Annotated in this window: 18 protein-coding genes and 1 pseudogene; 9 read left to right on the top strand and 10 right to left on the bottom strand. The window is 67.9% G+C overall.

Annotation, left to right across the window (positions count from 1 at the left end; translation table 11 throughout):
* A pseudogene (locus VB716_RS11985) lies at positions 1–574 on the bottom strand (bifunctional NADH dehydrogenase FAD-containing subunit/selenide, water dikinase SelD); the annotation flags it as partial.
* The gene (gene galE / locus VB716_RS11980; RefSeq protein WP_323270591.1) at positions 564–1,664 is read right to left on the bottom strand and encodes a UDP-glucose 4-epimerase GalE; all 1,101 of its coding nucleotides are present in this window, start codon (positions 1,662–1,664) and stop codon (positions 564–566) included. The pseudogene VB716_RS11985 and the gene galE, both read right to left, overlap by 11 nt.
* A gap of 95 nt (positions 1,665–1,759) precedes the next feature.
* Here galE and hisS point away from each other — a divergent pair, with 95 nt between their 5' ends.
* From hisS to VB716_RS11960, 4 genes are all read left to right on the top strand, one after another.
* Complete coding sequence (gene hisS, locus VB716_RS11975) at positions 1,760–3,073, top strand: histidine--tRNA ligase (RefSeq protein WP_322758913.1); 1,314 nt, start codon at positions 1,760–1,762, stop codon at positions 3,071–3,073.
* Between the two features lie 49 nt (positions 3,074–3,122).
* Positions 3,123–4,571 carry a nucleotide sugar dehydrogenase gene (locus tag VB716_RS11970; RefSeq protein WP_197171200.1) on the top strand — a complete coding sequence of 483 codons (1,449 nt, stop codon included), beginning with the start codon at positions 3,123–3,125 and terminating at the stop codon, positions 4,569–4,571.
* 4 nt (positions 4,572–4,575) lie between these two features.
* The gene (locus VB716_RS11965; RefSeq protein WP_323270589.1) at positions 4,576–5,538 is read left to right on the top strand and encodes a UDP-glucuronic acid decarboxylase family protein; all 963 of its coding nucleotides are present in this window, start codon (positions 4,576–4,578) and stop codon (positions 5,536–5,538) included.
* Between the two features lie 154 nt (positions 5,539–5,692).
* Positions 5,693–6,724: an NAD-dependent epimerase gene (locus tag VB716_RS11960; protein WP_323270588.1), complete on the top strand. Its 1,032-nt coding sequence runs from the start codon at positions 5,693–5,695 to the stop codon at positions 6,722–6,724.
* Between the two features lie 132 nt (positions 6,725–6,856).
* Here the strand turns inward: VB716_RS11960 and VB716_RS11955 are convergent, their stop codons facing one another.
* The 6 genes from VB716_RS11955 to VB716_RS11930 form a co-directional block, all read right to left on the bottom strand.
* A complete protein-coding gene (locus tag VB716_RS11955; RefSeq protein ID WP_197158014.1) occupies positions 6,857–7,057 on the bottom strand; it encodes a photosystem II reaction center protein J in 201 nt (66 codons plus the stop codon).
* A gap of 15 nt (positions 7,058–7,072) precedes the next feature.
* Positions 7,073–7,192 (bottom strand): photosystem II reaction center protein L, encoded by a 120-nt coding sequence (locus VB716_RS11950; RefSeq protein ID WP_197158012.1) that lies wholly within the window; start codon positions 7,190–7,192, stop codon positions 7,073–7,075.
* 10 nt (positions 7,193–7,202) lie between these two features.
* Positions 7,203–7,340 carry a cytochrome b559 subunit beta gene (psbF, locus tag VB716_RS11945; RefSeq protein WP_197158010.1) on the bottom strand — a complete coding sequence of 46 codons (138 nt, stop codon included), beginning with the start codon at positions 7,338–7,340 and terminating at the stop codon, positions 7,203–7,205.
* Positions 7,341–7,343: 3 nt separating this feature from the next.
* Positions 7,344–7,592 (bottom strand): cytochrome b559 subunit alpha, encoded by a 249-nt coding sequence (psbE, locus tag VB716_RS11940; RefSeq protein ID WP_197158008.1) that lies wholly within the window; start codon positions 7,590–7,592, stop codon positions 7,344–7,346.
* A 118-nt stretch (positions 7,593–7,710) separates the two neighbouring features.
* Positions 7,711–8,724: a photosynthesis system II assembly factor Ycf48 gene (locus tag VB716_RS11935; protein ID WP_197158006.1), complete on the bottom strand. Its 1,014-nt coding sequence runs from the start codon at positions 8,722–8,724 to the stop codon at positions 7,711–7,713.
* Between the two features lie 38 nt (positions 8,725–8,762).
* Complete coding sequence (locus tag VB716_RS11930; RefSeq protein WP_197158004.1) at positions 8,763–9,176, bottom strand: rubredoxin; 414 nt, start codon at positions 9,174–9,176, stop codon at positions 8,763–8,765.
* Positions 9,177–9,293: 117 nt separating this feature from the next.
* Between VB716_RS11930 and VB716_RS11925 the strand changes: the two genes are divergently transcribed.
* Genes VB716_RS11925 through VB716_RS11915 form a run of 3 tightly spaced genes read left to right on the top strand, consistent with a single transcriptional unit; the run spans position 9,294 to position 11,029 of the window.
* Positions 9,294–9,656 (top strand): NAD(P)H-quinone oxidoreductase subunit 3, encoded by a 363-nt coding sequence (locus VB716_RS11925; protein WP_197158002.1) that lies wholly within the window; start codon positions 9,294–9,296, stop codon positions 9,654–9,656.
* A gap of 34 nt (positions 9,657–9,690) precedes the next feature.
* A complete protein-coding gene (gene nuoB / locus VB716_RS11920) occupies positions 9,691–10,461 on the top strand; it encodes an NADH-quinone oxidoreductase subunit NuoB (protein ID WP_197158000.1) in 771 nt (256 codons plus the stop codon).
* Positions 10,462–10,468: 7 nt separating this feature from the next.
* Complete coding sequence (locus VB716_RS11915) at positions 10,469–11,029, top strand: NAD(P)H-quinone oxidoreductase subunit J (RefSeq protein ID WP_197171206.1); 561 nt, start codon at positions 10,469–10,471, stop codon at positions 11,027–11,029.
* A 128-nt stretch (positions 11,030–11,157) separates the two neighbouring features.
* Here the strand turns inward: VB716_RS11915 and VB716_RS11910 are convergent, their stop codons facing one another.
* Positions 11,158–12,513 carry a gluconeogenesis factor YvcK family protein gene (locus VB716_RS11910; protein ID WP_197172014.1) on the bottom strand — a complete coding sequence of 452 codons (1,356 nt, stop codon included), beginning with the start codon at positions 12,511–12,513 and terminating at the stop codon, positions 11,158–11,160.
* 427 nt (positions 12,514–12,940) lie between these two features.
* Between VB716_RS11910 and VB716_RS11905 the strand changes: the two genes are divergently transcribed.
* On the top strand, positions 12,941–13,684 hold the full coding sequence (locus VB716_RS11905; protein WP_197159000.1) for an ABC transporter ATP-binding protein: 744 nt from the start codon (positions 12,941–12,943) through the stop codon (positions 13,682–13,684).
* Between the two features lie 3 nt (positions 13,685–13,687).
* Positions 13,688–14,728, top strand: coding sequence for an MlaD family protein (locus VB716_RS11900; RefSeq protein WP_197157996.1), 1,041 nt, complete (start codon positions 13,688–13,690; stop codon positions 14,726–14,728).
* Positions 14,729–14,770: 42 nt separating this feature from the next.
* On the opposite strand, the gene VB716_RS11895 is transcribed toward VB716_RS11900, so the two are convergent.
* A partial coding sequence (locus VB716_RS11895) for a VWA domain-containing protein (RefSeq protein WP_323270586.1) occupies positions 14,771–15,835 on the bottom strand: 1,065 nt, incomplete at its 5' end.

Below are 15,835 nucleotides of genomic sequence, written 5' to 3'. Positions count from 1 at the left end.
CCGCTCCGCGCAGCAGCAGAGCGCAGGCGATCCCCCGCCCTCGCAGTGCCAGGGCCAGCTCCACGGCGGCGGCGCCACCGCCGCGGATCCGCAGGCTGCCTCCGGCGCTGGGGGTCAGGCCGTCGCAGTAGTCCAGAAAGGGCTCCAACGGCTTCACCGGCACGGGAGCCTCTGGAACCCCTCCATCGCCAGCCTTCACGCCTGCCGTCGGTGCGGTCACGGCTCCCACATCGAGGCTGAGCCGGTCCCAGCGAAGCGCCGGCCGGCCGGCCAGGTGCACCTCCCTCTTCCGGAGATCCAGCCCGGTGATCTCCGCCTCCACGAAGGCCGCCCCCGCCAGATGGCAGAGGCGCCGCAGGTCGATGGCACAGGCGTGGCGGTCGTACCAGCGGGCCACCAGCCCCGGCACCATGCCCGAATAGAAGGCCGTGCCAGAGCGGCTCACCAGGGTGACCAGGGCGGCCGGTCGCCGCTCGGGCCGCATCGCCCACCTCCGCAGCACCAGGGCATGGCTGTGGCCACCGCCGGCCAGCACGAGATGCTGCTGCGGAAGCCTGCGGCTCTCAGGGGCCATAGCCGCGGGGGTTGGCGCTCTGCCAGGCCCAGCCATCCCGGCAGATGTCCGCCAGGCTGCGCCGGGTGCGCCAGTCCAGCCGCTTGCTGGCCAGGCTGGGATCGGCCACCGTGGTGGCGGCGTCCCCCGGTCGGCGATCGACCAGCTCATAGGGCAGGCGATGGCCGCAGGCCGCCTCGAAGGCGCGCACCACGTCCAGCACCGAATGGCCCTGGCCGCTGCCCAGGTTCACCGTGAGCAGCTGGGGCTCTTCCCGCAGCAGCGTGTCGAGGGCGGCCCGGTGCCCATCGGCCAGATCCATGACGTGGATGTAGTCGCGCACGCCGGTGCCGTCCGGGGTGGGCCAGTCGCTGCCGAAGATCTGCAGCGCCTGGCGCCGGCCCACCGCCACCTGGCTGAGGTAGGGGAAGAGGTTGTTGGGGATCCCCTCGGGGTCTTCGCCGATGCGGCCGCTGGGGTGGGATCCCACCGGGTTGAAGTAGCGCAGCCGGGCAATGCGCCAGCCGAGCTCGCTCGCTGCCACATCAGCCAGCACCTGCTCCACCGCCGCCTTGGAGTGGCCGTAGGGGTTGATCGGCTGAATCGGGGCCGTCTCCGGAATCGGCACCGTCTCTGGATAGCCGTAGAGGGTGGCGCTGCTGCTGAACACGATCGTGCGGCAGCCATGGCGGCGCATCGCCTCCAGCAGCCGCAGGCTGCCGCCCAGGTTCGTGTCCCAGTAGCGCAGCGGTTCCGCCACCGATTCCCCCACAGCCTTGAGGCCGGCGCAGTGCACCACCGCCGCGATGCCGGGCGGGGTGATGTCGCCGGGGGTGGCGCCGTCCGGGGTGGGGGTGAAGGCCGTGTCCAGATCGTCGGCACAGCGCACATCCCCTTCCACCAGCTGCAGCCGCACCGCGCCGTCGCCATCGCGCCAGGGCCCGCCTGCCTCTCCCTCCAGGCCGCCCAGCTCCGCCACCCGCCGCAGCGCCTCCGGCGAGCTGTTGTCGAAGTTGTCGAGTACCACCAGCGCATGCCCCGCCTCAAGCAGCGCCACGCAGCAGTGGCTGCCGATGAAGCCGGCGCCGCCAGTGATCAGCAGAAGGGCCATGGCTGGCAGGGGAAGCGGGCCTGGCTTCAGGGTACGGACAGCCTGCGATCCCGCAGACTGTCTGCAACGACGGGGCGGGCCGGCACGGGGCGATGGTGGAGAAGCTGCAGAGTCTGCGGGGCATGGTTGATCTGCTGCCCGCCTCCATCGGCCTGTGGCAGCACGTGGAGGCCACGGCCCGCGACCATTTCCGCCGGGCCCGCATCGCCGAGATCCGCACCCCCCTGCTGGAGGTGACGGAGCTGTTCGCCCGCGGCATCGGTGAGGCCACCGATGTGGTGGGGAAGGAGATGTACACCTTTCTCGACCGGGGCGAGCGCAGCTGCACCCTGCGGCCGGAGGGCACCGCCTCGGTGGTGCGCGCGGCGATTCAGCACGGCCTGCTCAGCCAGGGGCCGCAACGGCTCTGGTATGGCGGGCCGATGTTCCGCTACGAGCGCCCTCAGGCGGGCCGGCAGCGCCAGTTCCATCAGATCGGCGTCGAGCTGCTCGGCTTCCCCGATGCCCGCAGCGATGTGGAGGCGATCGCCATCGCCTGGGATCTGCTCGCCGATCTGGGGGTGGGCGGTCTGGCCCTCGAGCTCAACACCCTCGGAGCTCCCGAGGACCGGATCCGTTACCGCACCGAGCTGCTGGCCTGGCTGGAGGCCCATCGGCAGCAGCTCGATCCCGACTCCCAGGCCCGCATCCAGACGAACCCCCTGCGGGTGCTCGATTCCAAGCACCCTGGAACCCAGGAACTGCTGGCGGGTGCGCCGGCCCTGGCCGACGCCCTCAGCGGCGAGAGCCATGAGCGCTTCACCCAGGTGCGCCAGGGGCTCGAGGCCCTCGGCATTCCCTTCACGCTCAATCCGCGGCTGGTGCGCGGCCTCGACTACTACAGCCACACCGCCTTCGAGATCACCAGCGATCAGCTGGGCGCCCAGGCCACCGTGTGTGGCGGCGGCCGCTACGACGGCCTGGTGCAGCAGCTGGGTGGGGCGGCGACGCCGGCGATCGGCTGGGCCCTCGGCATGGAGCGGCTGGTGTTGTTGCTGCAGCAATCGGAGGCCCAGCCCTGGATGGCGGCCGCAGCGCCGCAGGTGTATCTGGTGAACCGGGGCGAGCGAGCCGAGGCCGTGGCGCTGCAGCTGTGCCGTGATCTGCGCCGCACGGGAATCGCCGTGGAGCTCGATGCCAGTGGCGCCGCCTTTGGCAAGCAGCTGCGGCGGGCGGATCGCCAGGGCGCCGCCTGGGCGGTGGTGATCGGCGACGAGGAGGCAGTTGCCGGCGAGGCCCTGCTCAAGGACCTGCGGCGCTGCGAAGCGCCTGGAGTCGAGGCTGAAACCGTGGCGGATCGGACGAGTCCGGGCCGGAGGCTGGCGTTGGTTGAGATACCAGCGCAACTGGCGCATCTGCTGGCTTGCTGAGCCCGGGGCCTCAGCTCCCCTTAACCTCGCCCCACCGCGAACCGCTGCGATGACTGCCGCTTCAGGGATCCGCACCATCTGCTGCATCGGTGCGGGCTACGTGGGCGGCCCGACCATGGCGGTGATCGCCGATCGCTGCCCCCACCTGCAGGTGACGGTGGTGGATCTCAACGCTGCCCGCATCGCCGCCTGGAACGATGCCGATCTCAGCCGCCTGCCGGTCTATGAACCGGGTCTGGATGCGGTGGTGGGCCGCGCCCGGGGCCGGAACCTGCACTTCAGCACCGAGGTGGACGCGGCGATCGCGGCGGCCGACATGGTGTTCCTCTCGGTCAACACTCCCACCAAGACCCGCGGGCTGGGGGCTGGTCAGGCCAGTGATCTGCGCTGGATCGAGGCCTCGGCCCGCCAGGTGGCCCGCTGCGCCCGGGGCCACACGATCGTGGTGGAGAAAAGCACCCTGCCGGTGCGCACCGCCGAAGCGGTGAAGGCGATCCTGGAGGCGGCTCAGGGGGAGGCCGAGGCCCGAGAAGATGCCGGTGGACCGGCCGCCAAAAGTTTTGCGGTGCTCTCCAATCCCGAATTCCTGGCGGAAGGCACGGCGATCGGCGATCTGGAGCAACCCGATCGGGTGTTGATCGGCGGCGAGGATCCGGCCGCGATCGAGGCCCTGGCCGCGATCTACGGCCACTGGGTGGCGCCGGAGAAGATCCTGCGCACCAACCTCTGGAGCAGTGAACTGTCCAAGCTCACCGCCAATGCGTTTCTGGCGCAGCGGATCAGCTCGATCAACAGCATCGCCGCCATCTGTGAAGCCACCGGAGCGGATGTGCAGGAGGTGGCTCGGGCGATCGGCACGGACAACCGCATTGGTGCCCGCTTCCTGGCGGCGGGCCCCGGCTTCGGTGGCAGCTGTTTCCAGAAGGACATCCTCAACCTGGTGTACCTCTGCCACCACTACGGCCTGCCGGAGGTGGCGACGTACTGGGAGCAGGTGGTGCGGCTCAACAGCTGGCAACAGCACCGCATCAGCCGGTTGGTGGTGCAGAAACTGTTCGGCACCGTCACCGGCAAGCGCCTGGCGGTGCTGGGCTTCGCCTTCAAGGCCGACACCAACGACACCCGCGAAGCGCCGGCAATCCGCATCTGCCACGATCTGCTCGAGGAGGGGGCGCAGCTGAGCCTCCATGATCCCAAGGTGAGCACGCAACAGATCGAACGGGACCTGGCCCAGGCGGCGGTGGCCCCCGCAGCCGCGGCTCAGGCGGCTCAGGCGGGGGAGGGGAGCTGGCGACGTGCAGCCACCGTCGATGAAGCCGTGCAGGGCGCCGATGCGGTCCTGCTGCTCACCGAATGGAGCGACTACCGCCAGCTCGACTGGTCGGCCCTGATGGCTCGGATGCGCCAGCCGGCCTGGTTGTTCGACGCCCGCGGCGTTGCCGATGCGGTGGCGGCTCGGGCCGCTGGCCTGCGGGTCTGGCGGGTAGGGGAGGGCTGAAGCGATGATCCCGACCCCATCACTGCGCTCTGGCCCCCTGCGCAATCTGGTGACCGGTGGCGCCGGTTTCGTGGGCTCCCATCTGGTCGATCGGCTGATGCAGGCCGGCCAGGAGGTGCTCTGCCTCGACAACTACTTCACCGGCCGCAAGGCCAACATCGCCCAGTGGATCGGCCATCCCCGCTTCGAGCTGATCCGTCACGATGTGACCGAGCCGATCCAGTTGGAGGTGGACCGGATCTGGCACCTGGCCTGTCCCGCATCGCCAGTGCACTACCAGTTCAATCCGATCAAGACTGCCAAAACAAGTTTTCTCGGCACCTACAACATGCTCGGTCTGGCCCGGCGGGTAGGGGCAAGGCTGCTGCTGGCCAGCACCAGCGAGATCTATGGCGATCCGGAGGTCCATCCCCAGCCCGAGAGTTACAGGGGGTGCGTCAACACAATCGGCATTCGCTCCTGCTATGACGAGGGCAAGCGGGTGGCTGAAACACTCTGTTTCGACTACCGGCGCATGCACGGAACCGAAGTGCGGGTGGCGCGCATCTTCAATACCTATGGGCCCCGCATGCTTCCGGATGACGGCCGGGTGGTGAGCAACTTCATCGTGCAGGCGCTGCAGGGTCAACCCCTGACGCTGTATGGCGATGGCCAGCAGACGCGATCGTTCTGCTATGTGGATGACCTGGTGGAGGGACTGATCCGCCTGATGAACGGCGCCCATACCGGCCCGATCAACCTGGGCAATCCTGGCGAGTTCACCATCCGGGAGTTGGCCGAACTGGTGCGTACTCGCATCAATCCTGGCCTCGAACTCGTACTGCAGCCCCTCCCCCAGGATGATCCCCGCCAGCGGCAACCGATCATCGAGCTGGCCCAGCGAGAACTGGGCTGGGAGCCCACGATCCCCCTGGAGCAGGGCCTCGAGCCCACCATCGCTGATTTCCGCCGCCAGCTGGGCCTCTGAGAACGGGATTTCTGATCACGGGTTCCCCTGGGTGAGCACGGGTTGTCCTGGGAAGGATGTCTCGATCGGGCTTCTCCCTGGGGTGGCAGGCTGAGGGGTGGCCGTCGCCGGAGCCCTGACCGGAGATGCGCCCGTTCCCCTGCCCTGTCTGCCCATGACCGCCGCGCAGCGTCCCACCCTCGTGACCGGTGCCGCCGGCTTCATCGGCGCCGAGGTGGTGTTGCGACTGCTGGAGCGGGGCGAGCCGGTGGTGGGGCTCGACAACCTCAACACCTACTACGACCCGGCCCTCAAGCAGGCCCGCCTGGAGCGGCTGCAGCACCATCCCGCCGCCGCCACCTTTCACTTCGTGCGGATGGATCTGGAGGATCGGGCCGCTATGGAGGGCCTGTTCGCCGAGCAGCGTCCGCGGCGGGTGGTGCACCTCGCCGCCCAGGCGGGCGTGCGCTATTCCCTGGAGAATCCGGCCGCCTATATCCAGAGCAATCTGGTGGGTTTCGGCCACATTCTTGAGGGTTGCCGCCATCACGGCGTTGAGCATCTGGTCTATGCCTCCAGCAGCTCGGTCTATGGCGGCAACCGCGAGATGCCGTTCTCGGAGCAGCACGCCGTCAATCATCCGGTGAGCCTCTATGCGGCCACCAAGAAGGCGAATGAACTGATGGCTCACACCTACAGCCATCTCTACGGCCTGCCGGCCACCGGCCTGCGCTTCTTCACCGTGTATGGCCCCTGGGGCCGGCCGGACATGGCCCCGATGCTGTTTGCGCGCGCGATCCTGGCGGGTGAGCCGATCCGGGTGTTCAACCACGGCCGCATGCAGCGCGACTTCACCTACATCGATGACATTGTCGAGGGGGTGATCCGCTGCAGCGACAAGCCGGCCACAGCGGATCCGCACTTCGATCCCCTTCATCCGAACCCGGCCACCGCGGCGGTGCCGCACCGGGTGTTCAACATCGGCAATTCCCAGCCCACCGAGCTGCTGCGTTTCATCGCCGTGCTGGAGCAGGCCCTCGGGCGCCAGGCGATCCAGGACCTGCAGCCGATGCAGCCGGGCGATGTGCCCGCCACCGCCGCCGATACCCAGGCCCTGGAGGCCTGGGTGGGGTTCCAGCCCGCCACCCCGATCGAGGTGGGGGTGGAGCGGTTTGCTCAGTGGTATCGGGAGTACCACGGACTCTGACCCTGCCCAGGCCAGCAGCCTGGTGGTGCTTGGCAGTCAGAAAGTCATTTCATCAAAAAAGGGGCCTTCAGGCCCCTTGCTGCTCCATCGGCCAAAAGGGCCGTGCGAGATGAATCGAATGCTCAGGTCCGCTCAGGCGGAACCGACACCCACGTAGGAGCCGTAGAAGAACAGGCCCACCACAAAGATCACCGCCATGCCGCCGGCAGTGGCGACCAGCCAGAGGGGAAGGGTTCCCTCTGTCCAGCGGGAACGCCAGGCCACAGCGGGGCGCCCATCGGGCAGACGATCGGGAATCCGACCGTCAGGCATGGACATTTTCTTGCCGCTCATCGTGAATCCTCCCGATCAGTTGAAGAAGTAGCTGCTGAACAGCACACCGGTGACGAACACGAACAGCAGCCCCAGATAGAGGCTGGTGCGGTTCAGTTCGACCGGAAGGTTGTTCGGATTGGGATTGCGTTGCATGGGGACGACCTCAGCGGCGGACAAACTGCATGGCAGCCAGGGCGCCCAGGAAAAACACCGTGGGGATGCCGAGGGCGTGAACCGAAAGCCAGCGCACCGTGAAGATCGGGTAATTGCGTGGCGTGGTGGGGGCGGGAGTCTGGGTCATGACTTACTGCAGGCGCAGGTCGAGTTGGCTCTTGCCCTCGTAGCGCTGGCTCACAACAGGAGCCTTGCTTTCCTGGGCCTGGAAATAGGCATCCGGACGAGGCGTGCCGAAGGCGTCATAGGCCAGGCCCGTGGACACGAACATGAAGCCGGCCAGGAAGATGGCAGGCAGGGTCACCGCGTGGATGACCCAGTAACGGATGCTCGTGATGATTTCGAAGAACGGGCGTTCTCCTGTAGAGCCGGCAGCCATGGCGACAAGCGTTCAGCTCGGCGATCCTAGGGGGGTGGCGGCAGGGGACGAGAGCCCCTGCCTGGCTTGGTTACAAAGGTTGGCGGGGCTCAACCTGGCGCGGCTCGGCCCAGCCCGATCAGCCCACCCAGCGCAGCAGCGATCCCCGCTCGCCCAGCACGAAGCCCTTGCCATCCGGCAGGAAGGCGATCCGGCTGAAGTTGGTGGGCTGGGCGGCACCCACCGGATCCTTCTGCCAGGTCTTGCCACCGTCGGGGCTGGTGAGCAGGGTGCCGCTGCCGCCGCCGGTCCAGATGGCGCCGCTCGGATCCCAGGCCATGTCGAGATAGCCATAGCCGTTCGTGATCGGGATCACCGGCTTGCTCCAGTCGTCGACGTTGGCGGCATCGGAGTTGAAGCGCAGCTGGGCGCCGCGGGTCACCATCCAGAGGTTGCCGTTGGGCTGGAAGCCGAGGGATTGCACCCGTTGGCTGCTCACCCGCTGGTGGGGCTGCCAGGTGGGCTGACCCGGATCCCAGGTGGCGAAGAAGTTGCCGAGGCTGCTGACGCTCACATAGCGGCCGTCGGGGCTGCGGCGCAGATCACGCACGGCACCGGCGGCGTCACTCACCTCGGCCTGCCAGCTCTGGCCGCCATCGCGAGTGCGATAAACAGCGCCCACGTTGGTGGCCAGTTCAGCCTCTCCCTTGCCCAGGGCGGTGATCAGGTACGGCTCACCGGGCAGCTTGGTGTCGAGGAAGAGGCGGCTCCAGCTCTGGCCGGCGTCGGTGCTGTGCAGCAGCAGGCCGGGCTGGCCGGCGATCCAGCCCTCTTTGCCGTTGAAGTCGATGCTGAGCAGGCGGAAGTTCTCCTCCTCCGGCAGATCGAGGGCGCGCTGGGCCCAGCTGGCACCTCCGTCGTTGGTTTCGAGGATCAGCCGGTTGCTGCCCACCAGGAAGCCGTGGCTCTGATCGCTGAAGGCCAGATCGAGGGGGTTGGAGCTGGTGTCGAGGGGCACGGGCTGCCAGGGGCTGGCACTGGCGATCGGCAGGCCCGTGGTGACGCAACCGGAGAGCCCGAAGCCGAGGCCCACGAGCAGGACCAGGCTCAGCAGGGGACTGAACAGGCGTCGGGTCAGACGATGCAGGTGCATGGCAGGGGGGAGAACGGAGGAAGGGAAGCGAAGCCGATTCAGCGCAGCGAATACAGGGAGAGGAAAAAGGCGATCGCCAGGGCGAAGCTGCCGAAAATCAGCACATTCTTCTGACCGGGCGTCAGCCGGTTGACTCCCAGACCGAAGTTGAGGTTCTCCTCAAAACCGCTCGGCTTGTTGCGGGGGCCGATGTCCTTGAAGGCCCCCACCTTGCTGCGGCAGACCGGACAGCGAAAGCTGGCGGGGTCCAGGGCTGTGAAGGGGGTGCCCGCTTCGATGCCCACCTTGCGCACGCCCTCGGCGGGGTCGTAGACGAAGCCGCAGCTGCGGCACTCGAAGCGATGGGTGTCGGGGTCGGAAACCGCAGGCGGCTCCGTCGTGGGGAGGGATTCGGCCGTGGCGCCCGCCCCTGGGGCGGCGATGGTGTCGCTGCTCTCGATCTCCGGACTCATCACCTGCCAGCCGACGGTGTCAAAACTCTATCGACCACGTTCCAACGCCGATTCCGCCGGAACTCGTCAGCGCCGGGAGGTGGATGCCAGACTGCCGCCCAGGTTGGTCCAGCCCGCATGTTCGTGCTTTCCGGCTACGACGCTTTTCTGGGGTTTCTGCTGATTTCAGCAGCCGTTCCCGTGCTGGCGCTCGTGGCCAACAAGGTGCTGTCTCCTCGGAGCCGGCAGGGCGAGCGTGAGCTCACCTACGAATCCGGCATGGAGCCGATGGGTGGCGCCTGGATTCAGTTCAATATCCGCTACTACATGTTCGCGCTCGTCTTCGTCGTCTTCGACGTCGAGACCGTGTTCCTCTACCCCTGGGCCGTGGCGTTCCATCGCCTCGGACTGCTCGCCTTCATCGAGGCCCTCGTCTTCATCGCCATCCTGGTGGTGGCCCTGGCCTACGCCTGGCGCAAGGGTGCCCTCGAGTGGAGCTGATTCGTCGTTACGGCCCCGGCGCCGACGTGTTGCCATGACCCTCACGCCTTCCTCCCCGTCCAGCGGTGAGCTCCCCTCGATCGGGGCTCTGCGCGATCTGCGCGCCGCCAGCTGCAGCCCCACGGGTGCCCCCACGATCACTTCGGATCTGTCCGAGAACGTGATTCTCACCAGCCTCGATGACCTGCACAACTGGGCCCGCCTGAGCAGTCTCTGGCCCCTGCTCTACGGCACTGCCTGCTGCTTCATTGAGTTCGCGGCCCTGATCGGCTCCCGCTTTGATTTCGACCGCTTCGGTCTGGTGCCACGCTCCAGCCCCCGTCAGGCGGACCTGCTGATCGTGGCCGGCACCGTGACCATGAAGATGGGCCCGGCCCTGGTGCGGCTCTACGAGCAGATGCCCGAGCCCAAGTACGTGATTGCCATGGGGGCCTGCACGATCACCGGCGGCATGTTCTCGGCTGACTCGACCACCGCCGTGCGCGGCGTCGACAAGCTGATCCCCGTGGACCTCTACCTGCCGGGCTGCCCGCCGCGGCCGGAGGCGATCTTTGATGCCGTGATCAAGCTGCGCAAGAAGGTGGGCAACGAAGCCCTGGCTGAGCGCGGCAACCTGCGTCCCACCCACCGTTATTGCACGATTCCGCATCAGCTCAAGGCGGTGGCGCCGATCGTGGATGGCCGCTACCTGCAGGCCGAGACCCAGAAGGCCGCCCTCGCCGCCGCCGCCGGTCTGCCGCTGGGGGCTCCTGTTTCCGATCCAGCGGCAGTCATCGCCGCCACCACCAGCCAGGCCGACGCCTGAGGACACCATGCCCGAGGACACCACCAGTTCCACCCCGGCCATCACCACTCCTGTGGCCGGTCCGATCAGCCAGTGGCTGAGCAGCCAGGGTTTTGAGCATGCCGTGCTGGAGGCCGACCATCTCGGTGTGGAGGTGCTCGGCGTGGAGCCCGACTTCCTGCCCGTGATCGTGGCGGCTCTCAAGGCGACAGGTTTTGATTACCTCCAATGCCAGGGCGGCTATGACGAAGGCCCAGGCGGTCGTCTGGTGAGCTTCTACCACCTGATCAAGCTGGCGGCGCTGGCTGATCCCACGGCGGTGGATCGTGCCCTTGCGGCCGATGTGAAGCCCGAGGAGATTCGTCTGAAGGTGTTCCTGGCCCGTGATGGCGATCTCACCATCCCCACGCTCTACGGCCTGTTCCGGGGCGCCGACTGGCAGGAACGCGAGACCTTCGATATGTACGGCATTCGTTATGCCGGCCATCCCCATCCCAAGCGTCTGCTGATGCCGGAAGACTGGAAAGGCTACCCGCTGCGCAAAGACTATGTGCAGCCCGATTTCTACGAACTCCAGGACGCTTACTGATCCCCGTTGGATTGAGAGAGGGGCCTTGAAAACAGGCTTTCACCAGAATTGAGTGCACAAAACTGGTCTGACGAGGCAACCAGTAGAGGCGTCATCACGACTCGCCTGAAGATTCCGTGATTGCATCATCAGCTCACCCGCCGATGATGCTGCCGGTAGAAGCGCATCACCGCCAGCGCCACGCTCTTGGAATCGTGGCGCAGTGTGGCCCCGGGACGGCTTCCCTGCATCGGCGCCAGCATCACCTCATAGCCCTGGCTGGTCAGGCGGTGGGTATCGCACTCCACCGGCTCGGCACCGCGGCGGCGATAGGCCTCCACCAACGGCGAGGGACTGAGCTTCTCCTGAGCCAGCACCGCATCGAACAGCCTCTGGTCCACCCCCAGAGTGGCGAGCTGGGCCTCGATCGCCCGGAGATGGCCTTCGACATCGAGCCCGTCGGTCTCCCCGGGCTGGGTCATCAGGTTGCAGATGTAAAGGCGCGGAGCACGGCTCTGGCGAATCGCCGCCACCAGTTCCGGCACCAGCAGGTTCGGCAGCAGGGAGGTGTAGAGGCTGCCGGGACCCAGCACGATCAGATCGGCATGGGCGATCGCCTCGATGGCTCGGGGCAGGGCGGGCGGCCGTTCCGGGATGCAGCCGAGCCGCACGATCGGGCTGGAGGCATGGCCGATCGCCGATTCCCCCTCGATCCGATCGCCGTTCTCCAGCTCGGCCCAGAGGCGAACGTCGGCGTTGGTGGCCGGCACCACCTGGCCCTGGACCGCCAGCACCCGGCTGCTGGCGGTGATCGCCGATTCGAGGCTGCCGGTGATGGCCGTGAGGGCCGACAGGAAGAGGTTGCCGAAACTGTGGCCTTCGAGACCACTGCCCGCCTGGAAGCGGTATTGGAACAGGCGGGTGAGCAGAGGCTCCTCACGGGCCAGGGCTGCCAGGCAGTTGCGGATGTCGCCCGGCGGCTGGACGCCCAGCTCTCGCCGCAGCACGCCGCTGCTGCCGCCGTCGTCGGCCACCGTGACGATCGCGGTGATGTTGCCGCTGTAGCGCTTCAGGCCGGAGAGCAGGGTGGAGAGCCCGGTGCCGCCGCCGATCGCCACGATGTTCGGGCCGCGGTTGAGCCGGCGCTGGGCCACGAGGGCATCCACCAGCACCGTGCCCTTCTCAGGAGCCAGGGCCCGCTGGATCGACCCGAAACTGCGGCTCTGGCCCCAGATCACCAGGGCCGCCCCCAGGAGCAGCACCAGCGGCCCGGTGATGCCCCGCGGCAGCACCTGGGTGACCTGAGCCAGCAGCCAGGTGAGCGTTTCGATCGTCCAGTAGATCGGTTTGAAATCCGCCCAGACCGCCGCTCCGAGCAGGGCGATCATCAGACCCAGGCCGGAGGTGAGCACCCAGCGCTTCACCACCAGGCCGGGCTGCAGCCAGCGGGCGGCCCGGCGGGAGCGGCTGACCAGATCACGGCGGCGCATGTCACCCCGACCCATCCAGCCGGGTCGTCGGGGTGGGCGTGGGGCGTGCCGGGTGCTCATCGCCCGTGGCCTCCCCTGTCGCCTCTGCGGCCGTCTGCCTGGCCCGTGCGGCTCCGCCAGGGCTCCCCGCAGACGAGGAGGCAAGGCAAGGGCTGGGAGCAGGACGCCATCGGCAAACCGGGCTGATCGAACTGTACGGATGAAACGGCGGGAGGGTGAAACCTCGGCTGGTTGCAGGCAGGATGGGAGCCTTGCGCTGTTGTCCGTGCCGGATGCTGTTCCTCTGCCGGCATCCCGACGCACCCAGTCCCACGGGGGTGTGGCGATGAAGGTCGCTGGGGCGGCGGAGCCTGGGTCGCTGGCTGATGGCTCGGCTGTTGCAGGGTCTGCTGTTGATGGGCCTGGGGGAAAGGTGCCCGTGGCCCAAATGCAGGGGGTGTCGATGCGCTGGGGTGAGAGCCTCGTGCTCGACGACATCAACCTGGTGGTGCATCCGGGCGAGCGCCTGGTGGTGGTGGGGCCCTCCGGATCGGGCAAATCAACGATCCTGCGGCTGCTGGCCGGCCTGCTGCTGCCCAGCGCCGGCAGCCTGCGGATCCACGGGCTGGAGCAGCGCTACCTGCGCCTGGATCAGCGCCAGCCACCGGATGTGCGCCTGGTGTTTCAGAACCCTGCCCTGCTGGCCTCGCTCACGGTGGGTGAAAACGTCGGCTTTCTGCTCTATCGCTACGGGCGGCTGGGCGAGGCCGAGATTCGCCGCCGGGTGGGCGACGCGCTGGCGGCCGTCGGACTGGCCGGCATCGAGGGAAAGATGCCCGGCGAACTCAGCGGTGGCATGCAGAAGCGGGTCAGCTTCGCCCGCGCCATCATCCAGGACCCCTCCCGGGCCGATGTCCAGGAGCCGCTGCTGTTGTTCGATGAGCCCACCGCCGGGCTCGATCCGGTGGCCTGTACCCGCATCGAGGATCTGATTGTCACCACCACCGACATGGCCCAGGCCTCCTCGGTGGTGGTGAGCCACGTGATGAGCACGATCGAGCGCTCCGGTGAGCGGCTCGTGCTCCTCTACGACGGCCGCTTTCGTTGGCAGGGCACCGTGGAGGAGTTCCGCAGCACCGATAATCCCTACGTCGAGCAGTTCCGGAGCGGCAGCTTGCGCGGACCCATGCAGCCCAAGGAGGTCTGAACGATGCGCCGCAGTGTCCGTGAAGCCCTGGTGGGCTTTTCCCTTCTCGCCGCCATCGTGGGTGGTGGCGCGCTCTGGCTCTGGCTGAAGGGCATCTCCCTGCGCCGCGACACCTGGACGGTGCAGGCCAGCTTCCAGGATGCCGCCGGCCTGGCGGATCGCTCGCCGGTCTCCTTCCGGGGCGTGCTGGTGGGCAATGTGCGCCGGGTGCGGGTCACCCCGGAGGCGGTGCTGGCTGATCTGGAGATCACCGATCCTGATCTCCGTCTGGCCCGCCCCACCCAGGCCCTGGTGGGCACCGGCTCGTTGCTGGGGGGAGATGCGGTGGTGGCGCTGGTGAGCAGCGGCAAACCCCTGCCGGCCAGCACGCCCGGGCCGCGCAGTCCGGGCTGCAACACCAAGCTGATGCTCTGCAACGGCAGCCGCATCGAGGGCGGCGCCCAGGCGAGTCTCGGCACCGTCACCGAGACGATGCAGCGGATCCTGGCCGAGAGCGAGCGCCAGAAGCTGGTGGACAAACTGGTGGGAACCACCGTGAGTTTCGATCGCACCTCCAACGAGGCGGATCGCTTCCTGCGCGAGGCGCAGAAACTGGTGCAGGAGCTCAACACGGCCGTGAAGAAGGCCGATCCGATCCTGGACAATCTCAACACCGCCACCGTCGAGGCGGCCCAGGCCGGCCGGCATGTGCGCAACCTCACCGCCGCCCTGGACAACCCCCAGACCGTGAGCGAGCTCAAAGGCACTGTGACCAATGCCGAGAAGCTCACGGCCCGCTGGGAGGCGGTGGGCGGTGACGTGAACAAGCTCACGGGCGACCCCCAGTTCGTCGATGGGATCCGCAGCCTGGCCATCGGCCTGGGCAAGTTCTTCGAAGAGCTCTACCCCGCCCAGACCGGCCAGGCGCGTGACAAGGCGGCCCGGGAGAAGGCGGAACGCGAAAAGCGCGACCAGGCGGACCGGGAACAGGCGGATCGTGAAAAAGCTGGCAGCCCGTCGGTCTCGCGTGCCCGAACCAACCAGCCTCGCGCCGTGAGCCAGTGAAGAGGTGAAACGGTGAAAGCCTGAGGCCGGGACCGTTGCAGCTCAGACGCCGTTGATCGCTTCCAGGGCGATCGCAGCGATCGCCTGATCGCTGGCCTTGGGCAACTGCACGTACTTGCCGCCGGCGGCCTCGGCCAGTTCCTTGCCCATGCCGCTGCCGATGAACTTGCGCTCGGTGTCGATCACCAGCAGCTTCAGCCCCAGGGCGCGGTAACGGCCGGCCACCTGCTTCACCTCCTCCTTGAGGTCCACCGGTTCCTCGCCCTCCAGCTCGGGTTGGCCGAGGGAGCGGCTCAGGGGCACGTTGCCGCGGCCGTCGGTGATCGCCACCACCACCACCTGGCCCAGATCGCCGGTGGCGAGGGCATTGGCGCCCACCCGTGCCGCCTGGGAAAGACCATGGGCCAGGGGCGAACCGCCGCCGCAGGGCATCGATTCCAGCCGGCGCCGGGCCGCGGTGATCGATCGGGTGGGGGGCAGAAGCACCTCGGCCTGCTCACCGCGGAAGGGGATCAAGGCGACTTCGTCGCGGTTTTCGTAGGCCTCGGTGAGCAGCCGGATCACGGCACCCTTGGCGCTCTGCATGCGGTTGAGCGCCATCGAACCGCTGGCATCCACCAGGAAGATCACCAGGGCGCCGGCCTTGCGTTGCAGTTGCTTGGCCCGCAGGTCGCCATCCTCCACGATCACCGTTCGGTGCGGCTCCCGCTCCCGGCGGGCTTTCTGATACGGGGCGGCGGCCCGCAGGGTGGCATCCACGGCGATGCGCGTCACCGGGCCGCGGGGCAGCATCGGTTTCACGTAGCGACCGCGGGAATCGCTGAGCACCACGCTGCGCTTGCCGCTGCCGCCGCTGCGGGCCTTTGCAGCGTTGAACAGCAGCAGGTCGGGGTCGATGGCGATGGCTTCGGGGTCGAGCAGGAATTCCTCCGGCACCTGGGGAGGCGGCTGGTCGTCCGGGGTGTCGTCTTCGTCCTGGTCGTCGTCCTGGTTGTCCTCGTTCTGGTCGGGTTCATCGGGTTGCTCCGGCTCCTGCGGCGGTTGCTCCCCCTGGGGCGGTGGCGGCGGCGGCGGCTCCATCGGCTGCTCGGGATCCGGGGGCGGCAG

The sequence above is a fragment of the Synechococcus sp. CCY9201 genome (assembly GCF_034931105.1).
In the GTDB taxonomy this organism is placed as follows: Bacteria; Cyanobacteriota; Cyanobacteriia; order PCC-6307; family Cyanobiaceae; genus CBW1002.
The sequence above is the reverse complement of the archived record's forward strand: the minus strand, read 5'-3'. Positions and strand labels throughout refer to the sequence as shown.

Excerpts from the sequence above, each read along its gene's own strand:
- VB716_RS11905 (WP_197159000.1), top strand. The coding sequence starts at position 12,941 with ATGCGCTGGGGTGAGAGCCTCGTGCTCGACGACATCAACCTGGTGGTG.
- VB716_RS11935 (WP_197158006.1), bottom strand. The coding sequence starts at position 8,724 with ATGCACCTGCATCGTCTGACCCGACGCCTGTTCAGTCCCCTGCTGAGC.
- psbF (WP_197158010.1), bottom strand. The coding sequence starts at position 7,340 with ATGACCCAGACTCCCGCCCCCACCACGCCACGCAATTACCCGATCTTC.
- psbE (WP_197158008.1), bottom strand. The coding sequence starts at position 7,592 with ATGGCTGCCGGCTCTACAGGAGAACGCCCGTTCTTCGAAATCATCACG.
- VB716_RS11950 (WP_197158012.1), bottom strand. The coding sequence starts at position 7,192 with ATGCAACGCAATCCCAATCCGAACAACCTTCCGGTCGAACTGAACCGC.
- VB716_RS11965 (WP_323270589.1), top strand. The coding sequence starts at position 4,576 with ATGATCCCGACCCCATCACTGCGCTCTGGCCCCCTGCGCAATCTGGTG.
- galE (WP_323270591.1), bottom strand. The coding sequence starts at position 1,664 with ATGGCCCTTCTGCTGATCACTGGCGGCGCCGGCTTCATCGGCAGCCAC.
- VB716_RS11955 (WP_197158014.1), bottom strand. The coding sequence starts at position 7,057 with ATGAGCGGCAAGAAAATGTCCATGCCTGACGGTCGGATTCCCGATCGT.
- VB716_RS11915 (WP_197171206.1), top strand. The coding sequence starts at position 10,469 with ATGCCCGAGGACACCACCAGTTCCACCCCGGCCATCACCACTCCTGTG.
- VB716_RS11900 (WP_197157996.1), top strand. The coding sequence starts at position 13,688 with ATGCGCCGCAGTGTCCGTGAAGCCCTGGTGGGCTTTTCCCTTCTCGCC.
- nuoB (WP_197158000.1), top strand. The coding sequence starts at position 9,691 with ATGACCCTCACGCCTTCCTCCCCGTCCAGCGGTGAGCTCCCCTCGATC.
- VB716_RS11910 (WP_197172014.1), bottom strand. The coding sequence starts at position 12,513 with ATGGGTCGGGGTGACATGCGCCGCCGTGATCTGGTCAGCCGCTCCCGC.
- VB716_RS11970 (WP_197171200.1), top strand. The coding sequence starts at position 3,123 with ATGACTGCCGCTTCAGGGATCCGCACCATCTGCTGCATCGGTGCGGGC.
- VB716_RS11930 (WP_197158004.1), bottom strand. The coding sequence starts at position 9,176 with ATGAGTCCGGAGATCGAGAGCAGCGACACCATCGCCGCCCCAGGGGCG.
- VB716_RS11960 (WP_323270588.1), top strand. The coding sequence starts at position 5,693 with ATGACCGCCGCGCAGCGTCCCACCCTCGTGACCGGTGCCGCCGGCTTC.
- VB716_RS11925 (WP_197158002.1), top strand. The coding sequence starts at position 9,294 with ATGTTCGTGCTTTCCGGCTACGACGCTTTTCTGGGGTTTCTGCTGATT.